8 protein-coding genes, 11 tRNA genes and 3 rRNA genes are annotated in these 16,677 nt (G+C 52.3%); all 22 read right to left on the minus strand.

The annotated features are described in order from the left end of the window. Nucleotides 1-3 precede the first annotated feature (3 nt). Nucleotides 4-1,143 (minus strand): tRNA guanosine(34) transglycosylase Tgt, encoded by a 1,140-nt coding sequence (gene tgt / locus MKX76_RS14980; RefSeq protein WP_007133165.1) that lies wholly within the window; start codon nt 1,141-1,143, stop codon nt 4-6. A gap of 19 nt (nt 1,144-1,162) precedes the next feature. After that, on the minus strand, nt 1,163-2,194 hold the full coding sequence (gene queA / locus MKX76_RS14985; protein WP_341034078.1) for a tRNA preQ1(34) S-adenosylmethionine ribosyltransferase-isomerase QueA: 1,032 nt from the start codon (nt 2,192-2,194) through the stop codon (nt 1,163-1,165). A 6-nt stretch (nt 2,195-2,200) separates the two neighbouring features. Continuing rightward, on the minus strand, nt 2,201-4,282 hold the full coding sequence (locus tag MKX76_RS14990; protein ID WP_341034080.1) for a SpoIID/LytB domain-containing protein: 2,082 nt from the start codon (nt 4,280-4,282) through the stop codon (nt 2,201-2,203). 60 nt (nt 4,283-4,342) lie between these two features. Beyond that, entirely contained in the window at nt 4,343-5,350 is a 1,008-nt protein-coding gene (ruvB, locus tag MKX76_RS14995) for a Holliday junction branch migration DNA helicase RuvB (protein ID WP_077569201.1), read from the minus strand. A gap of 34 nt (nt 5,351-5,384) precedes the next feature. Next, nucleotides 5,385-6,002: a Holliday junction branch migration protein RuvA gene (gene ruvA, locus MKX76_RS15000; RefSeq protein ID WP_007133161.1), complete on the minus strand. Its 618-nt coding sequence runs from the start codon at nt 6,000-6,002 to the stop codon at nt 5,385-5,387. Beyond that, nucleotides 5,999-6,502 (minus strand): crossover junction endodeoxyribonuclease RuvC, encoded by a 504-nt coding sequence (gene ruvC, locus MKX76_RS15005; protein ID WP_028404989.1) that lies wholly within the window; start codon nt 6,500-6,502, stop codon nt 5,999-6,001. Before ruvC ends, ruvA begins: the two co-directional genes overlap by 4 nt. A gap of 339 nt (nt 6,503-6,841) precedes the next feature. Continuing rightward, a complete protein-coding gene (locus tag MKX76_RS15010) occupies nt 6,842-7,555 on the minus strand; it encodes a BofC C-terminal domain-containing protein (RefSeq protein ID WP_007133158.1) in 714 nt (237 codons plus the stop codon). Between the two features lie 135 nt (nt 7,556-7,690). Continuing rightward, nucleotides 7,691-7,764: transfer RNA gene (locus tag MKX76_RS15015), tRNA-Pro, on the minus strand. Nucleotides 7,765-7,774: 10 nt separating this feature from the next. Further along, nucleotides 7,775-7,854 (minus strand) — tRNA-Leu (locus MKX76_RS15020). Nucleotides 7,855-7,904: 50 nt separating this feature from the next. Next, nucleotides 7,905-7,981: transfer RNA gene (locus tag MKX76_RS15025), tRNA-Arg, on the minus strand. Nucleotides 7,982-7,984: 3 nt separating this feature from the next. After that, nucleotides 7,985-8,059 (minus strand) — tRNA-Gly (locus MKX76_RS15030). Between the two features lie 22 nt (nt 8,060-8,081). Next, nucleotides 8,082-8,157 (minus strand) — tRNA-Lys (locus MKX76_RS15035). Between the two features lie 14 nt (nt 8,158-8,171). Next, nucleotides 8,172-8,248: transfer RNA gene (locus MKX76_RS15040), tRNA-Asp, on the minus strand. A 29-nt stretch (nt 8,249-8,277) separates the two neighbouring features. Further along, nucleotides 8,278-8,354, minus strand: a tRNA-Met gene (locus MKX76_RS15045). A 70-nt stretch (nt 8,355-8,424) separates the two neighbouring features. Beyond that, nucleotides 8,425-8,500: transfer RNA gene (locus MKX76_RS15050), tRNA-Val, on the minus strand. Nucleotides 8,501-8,504: 4 nt separating this feature from the next. Further along, nucleotides 8,505-8,579 (minus strand) — tRNA-Glu (locus MKX76_RS15055). A gap of 17 nt (nt 8,580-8,596) precedes the next feature. Then, a tRNA-Ser gene (locus MKX76_RS15060) sits at nt 8,597-8,688 on the minus strand. A 5-nt stretch (nt 8,689-8,693) separates the two neighbouring features. After that, a tRNA-Asn gene (locus MKX76_RS15065) sits at nt 8,694-8,769 on the minus strand. A 9-nt stretch (nt 8,770-8,778) separates the two neighbouring features. Beyond that, nucleotides 8,779-8,895 (minus strand): 5S ribosomal RNA (rrf, locus tag MKX76_RS15070). Between the two features lie 254 nt (nt 8,896-9,149). Next, nucleotides 9,150-12,195, minus strand: a 23S ribosomal RNA gene (locus MKX76_RS15075). A gap of 439 nt (nt 12,196-12,634) precedes the next feature. Further along, nucleotides 12,635-14,188: ribosomal RNA gene (locus tag MKX76_RS15080) — 16S ribosomal RNA — on the minus strand. The 16S, 23S and 5S rRNA genes sit together here with 11 tRNA genes alongside, the layout of an rRNA operon. 621 nt (nt 14,189-14,809) lie before the next feature. Continuing rightward, entirely contained in the window at nt 14,810-16,555 is a 1,746-nt protein-coding gene (locus MKX76_RS15085; protein ID WP_341034082.1) for a LysM peptidoglycan-binding domain-containing protein, read from the minus strand. Between the last annotated feature and the right edge of the window lie 122 nt (nt 16,556-16,677).

A 16,677-nucleotide genomic window follows, 5' to 3' on the forward strand; every position in this document is an offset into this window, starting at 1 on the left:
TACTTAGAAACCTTTTTCATTATCATGAAGGCCGTACTTGTCAAAAAACTCATCGCGGAAATCAAGCAGACGGTCTTCCATAATACTTTGACGCACTTTCCGCATCAGATCGAGCAAGAAATGAAGATTGTGATACGTCGTTAAACGAAGCCCGAACGTCTCGTCACTCTTGATCAGATGACGCAGATACGCACGCGAGTAGTTACGGCAAGTGTAGCAGTCACATTCCGGATCCAGCGGTCCAAAATCCCTGGCGTATTGAGCATTTCGAACGACAAGACGGCCTTGACTTGTCATCGTTGTTCCGTTACGGGCAATCCGTGTCGGAAGCACGCAATCGAACATATCCACGCCACGAATCGAGCCCTCGATCAAAGCGTCGGGTGATCCGACTCCCATCAAATAGCGCGGCTTATTGTCCGGCAGCAGGGGCACCGTGTAATCCAGCACTTCATACATCAGCTGCTTCGATTCTCCCACACTAAGTCCACCAATAGCATAACCCGGGAAATCCATGGAAGTCAAATCAGCGGCGCTTTGCCGGCGGAGATCTTCGTACATCCCTCCCTGGACGATTCCGAAGAGCGCCTGATCCTTCGGTCTGGCATGGCTTTGAAGGCACCGCTCGGCCCAGCGTGAGGTCCGTTCAGTGGATTGTTTCACGTATTCGTATTCCGCCGGGTAAGGCGGACATTCATCAAATGCCATCATAATATCGGAGCCGAGCGCATTTTGAATCTCCATCGCTACTTCCGGGGAGATGAACAATTTGTCTCCGTTTAAATGGGATCGAAAATGCACGCCTTCCTCCGAAATTTTTCTCATTTCCGCAAGGCTGAATACCTGGAATCCGCCGCTGTCGGTCAGGATGGGCCGGTCCCAATTCATGAATTTGTGCAGCCCGCCTGCCTCCTTGACGATCTCATGCCCGGGGCGAAGAAAAAGATGGTAGGTATTGCTCAGAATGATATGGGCATCCATCGCCTTCAGCTCTTCCGGGCTCATTGTTTTGACGGTTGCAAGCGTGCCGACCGGCATAAACGTCGGCGTATCGATCACGCCGTGGGGGGTGTGAACCCTTCCCAGCCTCGCTCCCGACTGCTTGCAGGTTTTTATATGTTCGTACGTAACAGCAGCTGCCATGTCCAACCAACCTCCGAAGTTAATAAATAAACATTGCGTCCCCAAAGCTGAAGAAGCGGTATTCCTGCCGGACTGCTTCACGGTAAGCTTCCAGAATATGCTCGCGTCCGGCCAGCGCGCTTACGAGCATGACCAGCGTCGATTTGGGAAGGTGGAAATTCGTGATGAGCGCATCCACCACGGTAAATGAGTATCCTGGATAGATAAAAATGCTAGTCCATCCGCTGCTCTCGCTGAGAGGGCCTCCCTTATGAGCTTCGCCCACGGTTTCGAGCGTTCGGCAAGACGTCGTTCCTACCGCGATTACTCTTCCTCCCCGACGCTTGGTCTCATTGAGGAGCTCAGCCGTTTCCTTGGAGAGGGAATAGTATTCTTCATGCATGACATGATCCTCAACCCGCTCAACGGACATCGGGCGGAAAGTTCCAAGCCCGACATGCAGCGTAATAAAAGCGATATTCACGCCTTTGGCCTTAATCTCGTCGAGAAGTGCTTCCGTAAAATGAAGTCCTGCCGTCGGAGCAGCCGCGGAGCCTTCATTCCGGGCATACACAGTTTGATACCGGTCACGGTCATCGAGCTTCTCCTTAATGTAAGGAGGCAGCGGCATCTGACCCAGTTCATCCAGGATCTCCTGGAAAATTCCTTTATAGGTGAATCGAAGCGTCCGAGCTCCCATATCCCCCTCTTCTTCAATAACGGCTTTGAGCTTCCCGTTTCCGAAGGAGATCGTGCTTCCGCGTCTCAGCTTCTTGCCCGGCTTGACAAGCGCTTCCCAGCGGTCTTCCCCAAGGTTCTTCAGAAGCAGCACCTCCGCCTTCGCACCCGTCTCCTCTTTCTCGCCGAACAATCGGGCGGGGATGACCTTGGTATCGTTAAGAACGAGGGTGTCACCCGGATTCAGAAAACCAACGATATCGGCAAAGGTCCCGTGGGACATCGCTCCATCCTCTTTATTCAAGGCAAGAAGCCGGGAAGCGCTGCGTTCCTTTAAGGGAGTCTGCGCAATCAAACGCTCCGGCAATTCAAAATCGTATAAATCCACATTCATGATCGGTCATTCCTTCGTAATAATCGTGTCGCGGTAATAGTGTTGCAGGATCTGCTTATAATCATACCCTTGATCCGCCATTCCTTTGGCGCCCCATTGGGACATGCCCAGGCCGTGGCCGTTCCCTTTGCCCGTAAATTTAAAGCCAGCCTTGCTGTCAACGGCTCTGGCTTGTCCTTCACCGCTCAAAATAACGGTACCGGCGCCCTTTACGCTGGCGCTTCCGTTGCCTGAGACAACCGTAACGCTCTCTCCGGACGAAACCGTTGATTCTGCACCATTCGCGCTCAATACAGTATAACTTCCGGTCGGTTCAATATCAAACAAGGTGCTGGGCAGTCCGTTAAATGCCGAACGGTACACATCCGGGTACTTCACATCCAGCTGCTGGCCATTGGCGTTGACGGACAAAACCCGGCCTGAAGGACCGCGCTCGGTCACCGTCAGCGACGTTATGGCTGAAGGGAGGGCGCTAGACGTCTTCCCTTTCAGCGAAGCCAGCAGCTGCTCGGACGTGAACGGGCCCCGAATCCACGCATAGCTGTTCGATTCCGCCACCTTGTCCAGAACGACCGCCGTATCGCCCGGATTCATTTGGGCTACAGGCTTAGCATCGGATTGAATCAGGGGCAGCGGACGCACATTCGTGTCCTTAGACGTAACGGTCATATAAGGGAGGTCTGCGGCAGTCTTGCTGCCTGTCTCCTTCACGTTATCTTCCCGGACATAGCCCGTGAGCCCGCTGGGCAGAAGAACGTGGTACCACGATTTCAACGCGGCTTGTGCCGACGTATCGCCCGGACTCTCGACTGCCGCGAATACATTGTTGGCATTGCCCCATACCTCTGCAGGGTCAGAGGTCATGCCTCCCGCGTTGGAGGAGAACACCGTCTCGACCAGCTTGCCGTCCTTCATGACGACTTCTCCCTCAGTGGCGTCCACCGCCTGCACGACGCTCGGATACTCGTAGGCCGTACCGTAGTAAGCCTGACTCAGCGTTGTATCGACGACATTGGCGACCTCAAACTTGGTTCCTTGGAACAGCGCATAGGTTCTTGCGGCAACGGCTTGTGCCTTCAAAGCCTCGGCCCCCCATGAGGAAGGCACTTCGGCTCCTACTACCGAATATAGATACTGCTGGAACGGCAGCTCATTAACCAAATACAATTGCCCGTTCTTCTTGCCGATCTCCATCGCTCCGCGGTAAGTTCGGTCGGAACGTTCTTTCACATGGATTCCGGTGCCCGCTGTCCCCGACACCTTGAGCGTGGCCAGCTCACCTGACAGCATAAAGTGCTGAACCTCTTGAGCAGCCGCCAGGTTCAGACCGGCGTCCCTGCGGAGGATCAATCCCGGGGTCTTGGTATTCGTCTCAACAAGGGGATTCGGCGCTGCAGCAGCGGCTTGCTGCTGGACAGCGGCCAAATCCGATGCATTGGCAGCCTCCCCGACCCAAACCTCATAACCTGCCTGGGTCATGACGTTAAATGCGTCAACGCCGGCAGCAGCATAGGCTGCACGCGCTGCTTCCGCCTGCGCTTCCGTTGCGAAGGAGCCTGCGGACAGATGGAGTCCGCCCCGTACCGAAGGGGTCTGACCGTTCAAATGGGCAGCCGCCGTCTTGGCTGTTCTCGCTGCCGCATCGGATGCAGCCTTCTCCGATGCATACATGCCCGTATACAGCTTGTACACCTTGCCGTCCACAAACAGCATTGGTTTATCGCTCGTTGCCTGCAGCTTTTTGGCGGCTTCGGCAGCCGTTTTCCAATCTGTCGTCTCCAGTACCTTCACCCGGTAAGAATCGACGCTCATGCGCGTTTGTTGGTTAGCCGGTATGCTTGTCATCGCGTCCTGGGCTCCGGCATTGTCTAATGCAACCGTCAGGGCCTCCTCGGATTGCAGGGTAACGGCATTCACTGTGGATCTGTACTGGCTTCCAAGATCCAGGAACATCGCTACCCGAATCGTGTCAAGTGACGGGGCGGCAGCGTGCGCGGCAGGTGCGGCCCAAATGCTTGCGGCAAGAGCAGCTGCCGCCATGCCTGCGGCAGTTCTGCGGAGAAATGACCTCTTCCCCTTTATATTCATGTCTACAAACCTCCTGGAGCTGTAAGGATAGAATGATAAGCTATTGTCCTTTTAAAACTTCTAACGGCGATCCTCCGGAACCGGGATGCCTAAATGATGGTATGCGTTCGGTGTCACGACCCGCCCCCGCGGTGTACGCTGCAGGAACCCGATCTGCAGCAGATACGGCTCGTACACGTCCTCGATGGTCTGGCTCTCTTCGCCGATCGTAGCCGCGATCGTATCCAGGCCGACCGGCCCGCCGCGGAAGCTCTTGATCATGGCATGAAGCATTTTATGATCGATCAGATCAAGCCCCATCGGGTCGATCTGCAGCATTCTCAGCGCTTCCTTTGCAATGTCGGTCGTAATCATCCCGTCGCCTCGTACCTGTGCGAAATCGCGGACGCGCTTCAGCAGCCGGTTTGCAATCCGCGGCGTCCCCCGCGAACGAAGGGCAATTTCCTCTGCGGCATCCCCTAATATTTCGATACCTAAAATGTCCGCGCCGCGGGACACGATATAACTTAGCTCATCCACCGTGTAAAATTCCAGCCGGCTGACAACCCCGAAGCGATCGCGCAGCGGGGCGGAGAGCAATCCCGCTCTCGTGGTGGCGCCTATGAGCGTGAAGGGCGGCAAATCCAGCCGGACCGAGCGTGCGCTCGGCCCTTTGCCGATCATGATGTCCAGCGCAAAATCCTCCATTGCCGGATACATGACCTCCTCGACCGTCCGATGCAACCGATGGATTTCGTCGATAAAAAGAACATCGCCCTCCTGCAGATTCGTAAGAAGGGCAGCCAAATCGCCGGGACGCTCGATGGCGGGTCCCGAGGTCGTACGCAGATTTACGCCAAGCTCATTGGCGATAATGTTCGCAAGGGTCGTTTTCCCCAGTCCCGGGGGACCGTACAGCAGCACATGGTCCAGCGCTTCCTTGCGCATCTTCGCTGCCTCGATATAGATTTTCAAATTCTCTTTTACCTGATTTTGTCCGATATATTCGGCCAAATACCGGGGACGCAGGCTGAGCTCTACCGCCTGGTCCTCCATCATTAAATTCGCAGTAATAATTCGATCGTCCATCTTAAGTTAAACTCCTCTCCTGCAGACGACGCTATTAACCGGCATACAGCTGCTGCAGTGCCCGTTTCATCAATACATCGACCGATTCTCCGCTGCCTATGGAATCCTTAATCTTCAGCCATACTTTATCCAGTTCGCTGTCCGTGTACCCGAGCGCCTTCAGCCCCTCGCGGGCTTCTGTCCAAGCCGAACCGCTTTCTTCCGGCTGCTCCTGCTGCAGGGCGAACAGTCCTGTCGCCATAGCGGCATCGCTGAAGCCGTCCAGCTTGTCCTTCAGATCCAAAATCATGCGCTGGGCGGTCTTCTTCCCGATCCCCGGCAGCTTGATCAGAAATGAAATATTCTCTTGGTAGATGGCCGATACCACATGATCCGGCGAGCCGCCGCCCAATATTCCGAGCGCCACCCGCGGGCCGATGCCGGATACTTCGATGAGCTTGCGGAATAACCGCTGCTCTTCCCGTGTCGGGAAGCCGAACAGCAGAATCGCATCCTCGCGTACATGATGGTGGGTATACACCGTGACGACTCCTTCCATTTTGGCGAAGGCATACGGGTTCGGGCAGAAGATGCGATACCCTACATCATGCACATCCAGCACGATATATTCACTCTCGAGATGGACGACTTGTCCACGTAAAAAATCAATCATTTTCTCAATACCTCGTTTAATCTGGAATTTAACGTATAGGAATGGGCGTGACATATAGCGACAGCAAGCGCATCAGCCACGTCGTCGGGCTTCGGTATGCTCGCAAGCTTCAGGTACATCCTTACCATCTCCTGTACCTGTTTCTTCTCCGCCTTCCCATAGCCTACAATCGCCTGCTTAACCTGCATAGGCGTGTACTCGGCAATGGGAAGTCCCCGCTGAACGGCTGCGAGAATGAGCACGCCTCTTGCTTGGGATACCGTCATCGCCGTCGTTACATTCCGGTTAAAAAAAAGCTTCTCGAAAGCCACGGCTTCCGGCTCATATTTATCAATCAACTGCAGCATGCCCTCATAAACCTGATGAAGTCTTTCCTCTTCGGGCGTATGCGCTTCGGTCTGGATACAGCCGTACTGCACCGGCGACACCTTGCTCCCCGTCTTATCAATAAACCCGAAGCCAACGATGGCAATCCCCGGGTCAATGCCTAAAATACGCAATACTAACCTCTCCTCTGATGAAGCGAACATATGTATCGTTCTCCCATTATAACAAAAGATCGACCTTTAGTTGAGGAAAAACTTTGAACCTTTTCTTGTGCCTATTTTCACATTGTTTCCCTAAGCTTATGATTCCTTTTTTAAGGGAGGCTTCTATTAGGCTTGTGGGCGGATAAATTGCGCTCCGTTCTTGACCGCATGGCCTGCTGCGCGCAACTGAAAAAGAAAAACTGCCTGGTGCAGATCAGCACCAGACAGTTGCGGTGTTGCGGTGTAACAATAGAGCAGCAAAAATGTGGCATTGTCGAAAAACGGTCGACCCGGTTCGTCCGGATTCGCTCAGGAGCTGGGCTTCATCACATTTTCGGCCATATCCCGCGCATAATCACTAAACGTCGACAAGACGCTGTTGTATTCATCCATATCCTGAATCCGGATCCCCTCCTGAAGCTGCTGGATGACATCCTTTGGCAAGGAGGACTCCATCGAACCGATATCTAATTGGAAAAAGGTGCGGAGAACCTTCTCTTCTTCGGGAGGTCCCTCAAACAAAGTTAAATTTCCGCTTGCATCCACGCTCATGTACGCTTGCTTCTTGCAGTTGGGGGAGAGATCGGATACCGTTTGCTCCAGCCAAACTTCCCCTTTGTCATCCAGGCGGCCCTGCCATAATGGGTTTTTATTCATCAGTTCATAGATGCCGTCTGCATTCAGGCGCCCGATATTCTGCTCTTCCACCCCGCATACATAGGTAGTGCGCAGATGTACTTTCTTCTTCCCCTTTGATGCGTTCAGTTCCTGCATAAACTTTCTCTGCTCGGAAGTCCGCTCTTCTTGCTTCTCTTCTTCCATCTGCAAATAATGCATCGTCTCGAGCGCGAGCGGTTTTTCACCGCGGCTATCGGTGAGCAGCATATTCATTTGATCCTTCAGCGTCTGGCCAGACCAAATGAAGATCATGGCCGCTGCAAGGATCGAACTGGACCAGATGGCCCGTCTCCAGCGTCTCCGTCGTTTGCGGAACACTTTTCTTAGGAATTGAAAAACACTCAAGGTTATCCCCTTCTATTCAATGTTTTTCATATTGTGACCGCAAGGCTGCCAAATTATTCAGACATCCCTTGTACCGAAAGTGCGCAACGACAAAAGGACCATCTTCAGAAATTCTGAAAATGGTCCTTGCTTCAATCGGGACGACACGATTTGAACATGCGACCCCCTGGTCCCAAACCAGGTGCTCTACCAAGCTGAGCTACGTCCCGTTATTTAAAATGCCGGTGAAGGGACTCGAACCCCCACGGTTTCCCTCACGATTTTGAGTCGCGCGCGTCTGCCAATTCCGCCACACCGGCGTAAGGATAATCATTTAAGTTAATTCATGATGAATGCGCACATCAATCAATGGCACGCCCTGAGAGATTCGAACTCCCGACCTTTTGATTCGTAGTCAAACGCTCTATCCAGCTGAGCTAAGGGCGCAAATGGAGCGGACGACGGGAATCGAACCCGCGACCCTCGCCTTGGCAAGGCGATGCTCTACCGCTGAGCCACGTCCGCAATATCAAGATTTATGTAACACTGGTGAGCCATGAAGGACTCGAACCTTCGACACCCTGATTAAAAGTCAGGTGCTCTACCAACTGAGCTAATGGCTCCCATTTGTTAAAAATGGCGGAACTGACGGGATTCGAACCCGCGATCTCCTGCGTGACAGGCAGGCATGTTAGGCCTCTACACCACAGTTCCATGAGGCTTGATCGCTAATGCGATATAATTGGTTGCGGGGGCAGGATTTGAACCTGCGACCTTCGGGTTATGAGCCCGACGAGCTACCGAACTGCTCCACCCCGCGTCATTGTGTATAAGCTCCCCTAATAAAACCACTTGTAAAGCCTTTGCTTTATCTTTTTGGGGATATTTAATGGTGGAGGCTGAGGGGATCGAACCCCCGACCCTCTGCTTGTAAGGCAGATGCTCTCCCAGCTGAGCTAAGCCTCCATGTTGGTGACCCGTAGGGGATTCGAACCCCTGTTACCTCCGTGAAAGGGAGGTGTCTTAACCCCTTGACCAACGGGCCGTATATAAAGTCCTTGCTGGCGGAGAGAGAGGGATTCGAACCCTCGAGACGCTTTTGACGCCTACACGATTTCCAATCGTGCTCCTTCGGCCAACTCGGACACCTCTCCATAAGTGGCTCCCCGAACAGGACTCGAACCTGTGACAACTCGATTAACAGTCGAGTGCTCTACCAACTGAGCTATCAGGGAATATGTACCGCTTGGCGGCGTCCTACTCTCCCGGGACCCTTCGGTCCAAGTACCATCGGCGCTGGAAGGCTTAACGGTCGTGTTCGGTATGGGAACGCGTGGAACCCTTCCGCCATCGCCACCAAACGTTAAATTCAGGATGCGGCATCGCCAAATGCCGTAATCATCTTCATTGCATGTGCAGCTTGTACACCTGCAAATCGGGTTTGATCACCTGAAAACTAGATACGAAACGTCTTTGCGTTGATTAGAATCCGTAGCATTTCCCGAATGTTGGATCGGGGTCCCCGAAAAGTATTCGGCATCCGCTTCAAAGCTTCGCTTCACTTTTTGGGGTGTTTGTTCATGCTTCCGTAGCGAGCTTTCTTTCAGAAAGCTTTTAGGATAAGCCCTCGACCGATTAGTATTGGTCAGCTCCATGCATTGCTGCACTTCCACCTCCAACCTATCTACCTCGTCGTCTTCAAGGGGTCTTACATACTGGGAAATCTCATCTTGAGGGGGGCTTCACGCTTAGATGCTTTCAGCGCTTATCCCGTCCGTACGTAGCTACCCAGCCATGCTCCTGGCGGAACAACTGGTGCACCAGCGGTACGTCCATCCCGGTCCTCTCGTACTAAGGACAGCTCCTCTCAAATTTCCTACGCCCACGACAGATAGGGACCGAACTGTCTCACGACGTTCTGAACCCAGCTCGCGTACCGCTTTAATGGGCGAACAGCCCAACCCTTGGGACCTACTTCAGCCCCAGGATGCGATGAGCCGACATCGAGGTGCCAAACCTCCCCGTCGATGTGGACTCTTGGGGGAGATAAGCCTGTTATCCCCAGGGTAGCTTTTATCCGTTGAGCGATGGCCCTTCCATGCGGTACCACCGGATCACTAAGCCCGACTTTCGTCCCTGCTCGACTTGTAGGTCTCGCAGTCAAGCTCCCTTATGCCTTTGCACTCTTCGAATGATTTCCAACCATTCTGAGGGAACCTTGGGGCGCCTCCGTTACTCTTTAGGAGGCGACCGCCCCAGTCAAACTGCCCGCCTGACACTGTCCCCGTACCGGATCACGGTACCAGGTTAGAACCTAGATACGATCAGGGTGGTATCCCAACGTCGCCTCCACACAAGCTGGCGCTCATGCTTCTTAGGCTCCCACCTATCCTGTACAGATCGTACCCAAATCCAATATCAAGCTGCAGTAAAGCTCCATGGGGTCTTTCCGTCTTGTCGCGGGTAACCTGCATCTTCACAGGTATTAAAATTTCACCGGATCTCTCGTTGAGACAGCGCCCAAGTCGTTACGCCATTCGTGCGGGTCAGAATTTACCTGACAAGGAATTTCGCTACCTTAGGACCGTTATAGTTACGGCCGCCGTTTACTGGGGCTTCGGTTCACAGCTTCGGGTTTAACCCCTAACCGCTCCCCTTAACCTTCCAGCACCGGGCAGGCGTCAGCCCGTATACTTCGCCTTGCGGCTTCGCACAGACCTGTGTTTTTGCTAAACAGTCGCTTGGGCCTTTTCACTGCGGCCCCCTCGGGCTATTCACCCTACCGAGGCACCCCTTCTCCCGAAGTTACGGGGTCATTTTGCCGAGTTCCTTAACGAGAGTTCTTCCGCGCGCCTTAGAATTCTCTTCTCGCCTACCTGTGTCGGTTTGCGGTACGGGCACCTTCACCTGACTAGAGGCTTTTCTTGGCAGTGTGAGATCATGACCTTCGCTACTGTAATTTTCACTCCCCATCACAGCCCAGCCTTACGATGTGCGGATTTGCCTACACATCAGCCTCACTGCTTGGACGGACATCCATCAGTCCGCGTCACTACCCTCCTGCGTCACCCCATCGTTCATAACGGTTTACGGTGGTACAGGAATTTCAACCTGTTGTCCTTCGACTACGCCTTTCGGCCTCGCCTTAGGTCCCGACTTACCCTGAGCGGACGAGCCTTCCTCAGGAAACCTTGGGCTTTCGGCGGATCAGATTCTCACTGATCTTTTCGTTACTCATACCGGCATTCTCACTTGTATGCTGTCCAGCGCTCCTTACGGTACACCTTCAACCTGCATACAACGCTCCCCTACCCCTGAATCGACTTCACTCCGCCTTCGAAGTGTGTTTAACCCCTGAGAGCATTTGGTCATCCTTGATTTCATTTCAAGTCTGACAAAAATATTCAACTCAGGCTCACTACCTCAAAGAAGCAGTGAAGTCGATTCAAGCCATAGCTTCGGTGGTGTGTTTAGCCCCGTTACATTTTCGGCGCAGAGTCACTCGACCAGTGAGCTATTACGCACTCTTTAAATGGTGGCTGCTTCTAAGCCAACATCCTGGTTGTCTGTGCAACTCCACATCCTTTCCCACTTAACACACACTTGGGGACCTTAGCTGATGGTCTGGGCTGTTTCCCTTTTGACAATGGATCTTAGCACTCACTGTCTGACTCCCGGATATAAGTCTATGGCATTCGGAGTTTGACTGAGCTTGGTAACCCTTGCGGGCCCCGCACCCAATCAGTGCTCTACCTCCACGACTCTAATTTCCGAGGCTAGCCCTAAAGCTATTTCGGGGAGAACCAGCTATCTCCGAGTTCGATTGGAATTTCTCCGCTACCCCCACCTCATCCCCGCACTTTTCAACGTACGTGGGTTCGGGCCTCCAGTGCGTGTTACCGCACCTTCACCCTGGACAGGGGTAGATCACACGGTTTCGGGTCTACGTCCACATACTAAAGCGCCCTATTCAGACTCGCTTTCGCTGCGGCTACGGCTTCTCGCCTTAACCTTGCATGGGAACGTAACTCGCCGGTTCATTCTACAAAAGGCACGCCATCACCCATAGATCGGGCTCTGACTTCTTGTAAGCACACGGTTTCAGGTTCTATTTCACTCCCCTTCCGGGGTGCTTTTCACCTTTCCCTCACGGTACTGCTTCACTATCGGTCGCTAGGGAGTATTTAGCCTTAGCAGATGGTCCTGCTGGATTCATACGGGGTTTCACGTGCCCCGCACTACTCGGGATCCGTCTCGGAGGGTTCACATTTTCGATTACAGGGCTTTTACCTTCTATGGCCGGCCTTTCCAGACCTGTTCGTCTAATCTAAACCTTTGTAACTCCATGTGAGACGTCCCACAACCCCAGAGAGCAAGCTCTCTGGTTTAGGCTGTTCCGCGTTCGCTCGCCGCTACTGACGGAATCACTCTTGTTTTCTCTTCCTCCAGGTACTTAGATGTTTCAGTTCCCTGGGTATGCCTCCTCGCATCCTATGTATTCAGATACGGGTAACTGGCTATTACACCAGCTGGGTTTCCCCATTCGGACATCCCCGGATCGAAGCTTGCTTACAGCTCCCCGAGGCAGTATCGTTGTTCGCCACGTCCTTCATCGGCTCCTAGCGCCTAGGCATCCTCCGTGTGCTCTTAGTAGCTTAACCTTATGCTCCGGTTATTGTGCTCATCGCTCTGTTGTCCGCTTGTTTCCTGATTGGATAAAACCACTCAATGGTGAAACAAGCTCCCAAAGGATCGATGATCCCAAAACCTTCGCGTGCTACTTTTTTATTGAAACTTGTTTTGACACAAGTTCAGCTAAAAGGATATTTCTAAAACGCAAATTCGTTTCGTTATCTAGTTTTCAAGGATCAAATTCATTCGGTCATTTAACGACCGGAATAATATCTTATCAATTCTCAGCGATCTTGTCTACAAGAAAGATCTGGAATCAACAAGCTTGAGAGGTTGAACTCTCAAAACTGACCAACGAGTGAGCAACAGGCCTAAACCTGATTTGGTTCTTTGCTTTCGCAAAGGAATCGGCGACCTTGCGGTCAGCCATATTTGAATGTCTTCGTTGCAGAAGACGATTCTCCATAGAAAGGAGGTGATCCAGCCGCACCTTCCGATACGGCTACCTTGTTACGACTTCACCCCAATCATCTACCCCACCTTCGGCGGCTGGCTCCCGTAAGGGTTACCCCACCGACTTCGGGTGTTGTAAACTCTCGTGGTGTGACGGGCGGTGTGTACAAGACCCGGGAACGTATTCACCGCGGCATGCTGATCCGCGATTACTAGCAATTCCGACTTCATGCAGGCGAGTTGCAGCCTGCAATCCGAACTGAGACTGGCTTTTTAGGATTGGCTCCACCTCGCGGCTTCGCTTCCCGTTGTACCAGCCATTGTAGTACGTGTGTAGCCCAAGTCATAAGGGGCATGATGATTTGACGTCATCCCCACCTTCCTCCGGTTTGTCACCGGCAGTCACCTTAGAGTGCCCACCCGAAGTGCTGGCAACTAAGATCAAGGGTTGCGCTCGTTGCGGGACTTAACCCAACATCTCACGACACGAGCTGACGACAACCATGCACCACCTGTCTCCTCTGTCCCGAAGGCCGCCTCTATCTCTAGAGGATTCAGAGGGATGTCAAGACTTGGTAAGGTTCTTCGCGTTGCTTCGAATTAAACCACATACTCCACTGCTTGTGCGGGTCCCCGTCAATTCCTTTGAGTTTCAGTCTTGCGACCGTACTCCCCAGGCGGAATGCTTAATGTGTTAACTTCGGCACCAAGGGTATCGAAACCCCTAACACCTAGCATTCATCGTTTACGGCGTGGACTACCAGGGTATCTAATCCTGTTCGCTCCCCACGCTTTCGCGCCTCAGCGTCAGTTACAGCCCAGAGAGTCGCCTTCGCCACTGGTGTTCCTCCACATATCTACGCATTTCACCGCTACACGTGGAATTCCACTCTCCTCTTCTGCACTCAAGTTCCCCAGTTTCCAGTGCGTCCCGAAGTTGAGCCTCGGGTTTAAACACCAGACTTAAAGAACCGCCTGCGCGCGCTTTACGCCCAATAATTCCGGACAACGCTTGCCCCCTACGTATTACCGCGGCTGCTGGCACGTAGTTAGCCGGGGCTTTCTTCTCAGGTACCGTCACTCTCATAGCAGTTACTCTATGAGACGTTCTTCCCTGGCAACAGAGCTTTACGATCCGAAAACCTTCATCACTCACGCGGCGTTGCTCCGTCAGGCTTTCGCCCATTGCGGAAGATTCCCTACTGCTGCCTCCCGTAGGAGTCTGGGCCGTGTCTCAGTCCCAGTGTGGCCGTTCACCCTCTCAGGTCGGCTACGCATCGTCGCCTTGGTGAGCCGTTACCTCACCAACTAGCTAATGCGCCGCAGGCCCATCCTCAAGTGACAGATTGCTCCGCCTTTCATAAACCCGCCATGCAGCAGGTTTAATTATCCGGTATTAGCTACCGTTTCCGGTAGTTATCCCAGTCTTGAGGGCAGGTTGCCTACGTGTTACTCACCCGTCCGCCGCTAACCAACGGTTTCCCGAAGGAAACCATTAGTCCGCTCGACTTGCATGTATTAGGCACGCCGCCAGCGTTCGTCCTGAGCCAGGATCAAACTCTCCAATAAAGATCGTCCGAAGGACGATCGACCTCGCCGGATTTGGGTTCCACTCGGATGAGTGAATCAAATCTGGTGAGTCTTGAAAGAGCGATTAAGCTCATTTAGAAAAACTGACGAGAATTTGTTCAATCCTCTATTGTAACTCCCCGCCGAAGCGGTTCGTTTTACTCACTCGTTGTTCAGTTTTCAAAGATCAACCTTTTCGTTACCGGCGAATCTCGTTCGCATCAGCAACTCTTATAATATATCATATTCATTTCGATAATGCAAGAGGTTTTTTAAAGTTTTTTTGATTTCTTAAAATCGAAACCAAAAATTATTCATCGACCTCTTCCCTGCCGCAAAGGCGTTCGTTTCGCGACTAGATTTATAATATATCATGAATCAATACTGTTTAACAATGCATAATTTTTTCCAAATCCATTATTGCAGCTTGTACTAATTAAAGAGTGGCTTTCAAAGCACTTAAAGCTCGTTCCGCCCTATATTTTACCACGCTTTGTATCCCTACTATAATGAGACAAGACGGCCGGTGACCGGCCGCCCTTCTACTAAAAATCCTAACATGGCTCTAAACCACTCACAACTTACCTCTAAGCTGTTACCCCTTATTTTTTCGCTAAACCTTTATCCTTTTATCCATGGGTTTTGCTGTTTGTTCTTTGCCGACTGCGGCTTCCGTGTTTTCTTGGCTGCAGTTCTGGAGGCTTTCCCCCCCGTCTGACGATGAACCTTTGCCTTGGCCGTCTTACTATTCTCTTCAATTGCAGCGTCACGAATTTCAGCTTCCTGATCGCTCTCTTCAACTGAATGATTCGTTGGAGATGCATCTTCCGTAAAGCTTGAAGCAATTCCTACTCCTTGTTCTTCATTTTGACGGTCTATCCACATCTGTTCATAAGGGTTCATGAATGATGGATTTGCGCCGAAACCTCCAATCGGTGCCGAAGGAACGCTGTAGGCACCCGACGAATTCATGGCACCATGCTGCCAATTATAAGGCATTGCATTCTCCGATGCGCCCTGGTTAGCATATGGATAACTTTGAGGCATACCGTAAAAAGGACTAACTTCTCCGCCCTGACAGCCGCAAGGTGAAGAGGCGTAGCCAAGCGGCGAAATCCCGTGATGTTCCGAGTACGGCATATAGTTAGAAGTAACTCCTGCCGTATAGGACTCGGAAACGGATACCTGGGAATACTCCATCCCAACCGAGTCCCCGGACAATCCCGGATAACCTCCCGCTGCATTTCCCCAAGCTTCTCCATAGGACGCCGGAACGGCCGGCTGTGGCACGTGGTAGTATGGATGAACGCTCTCTCCTTGCCATTTTACCGGTTCATGGCACCCGCATGGGGATTCCGGATAACCGTATTGCGGCATCGTAAACTGAGGCTCATGATATCCATGATGATGGTGATGTTGGTACGGACCAAGACATGGATGATCCGGAACATGGTGAATCGGAAACTCCGGACATGGATGCATGAAAGGTTGGACATGGAAATCAGCAACCTTCGGGCATGGTTCATCGACCGGAAGAACCGGATGCGGCATTGGCATTGTCTTTAACGGATACATTTGCTCCGGCTCAAAAGGTTTGTATTCCGGTTTGTATTCCGGTTTGTATTCCGGTTTGTATTCCGGTTTGTATTCCGGTTTATACTCCGGTTTAAATTCTGGCTTGAACTCTGGCTTATACTCCGGTTTGTATTCTAGTTTAAATTCGGGTTTAATCTCCGGTTTATACTCGAGTTTAATCTCAGGTTTGTACTCGGGCTTAATCTCGGGCTTAATCTCCGGTTTGTACTCCGGCTCTACCTTTTTAGGCTCCTCCGGCAGAGGCGCAATCTCCGGTAGCTTCGGTAACACAGGCGGCTCTGGCATTGGCTGTGGCGGGGCCACCGGCGGCTGCGGTACGGGCTGGGTAATTTCTTCTTTGACGCCCGTGTAATCCTTGCTGCCCGGCTTCTTTTTGCCTGGAGCCATTTCAGCACTCATCGTTACGCCATCGCTGTCCCCCGTCTCCGTATAAATGCCAGATGACGGGATGTTCACAATCTCTCCCACCAAAAGGGCATTCGGATTTTTAAGCTGCGGGTTGGCATCGATAATTTCTTTCAGGGTCACTCCCCAAGCTTTGGACAGCTTCCATAGAGAATCCCCTTGCTTTACCGTGTGCTTATGGATAATTGGCTGGCTGCCGCCAGGTACCGGAACGGGCTCTGTCGGAATTTTAATTTTAGCCCCGACATCAAGCTTATTCGGATCGACCAGCTGCGGGTTGGCAACGATGATCTTCGTTAACGGTACGTCAAATTTTTTGGACAGCTCATATAGGGTGTCGCCTTCCTTGACGATGTGTATCTTCACGCCGCTAAAACCTCCTACACTCTTCTAGGCGTCATGGTTATTCGCCCGTGTTCGTTACTACATCCTATGCAAGAAATGGGCGATTGACATCCCTCGATACAAAAAAAATCCTTTCATCGACA

The sequence above is a fragment of the Paenibacillus sp. FSL R5-0810 genome (assembly GCF_038002285.1).
GTDB lineage: Bacteria > Bacillota > Bacilli > Paenibacillales > Paenibacillaceae > Paenibacillus_AQ > Paenibacillus_AQ lactis.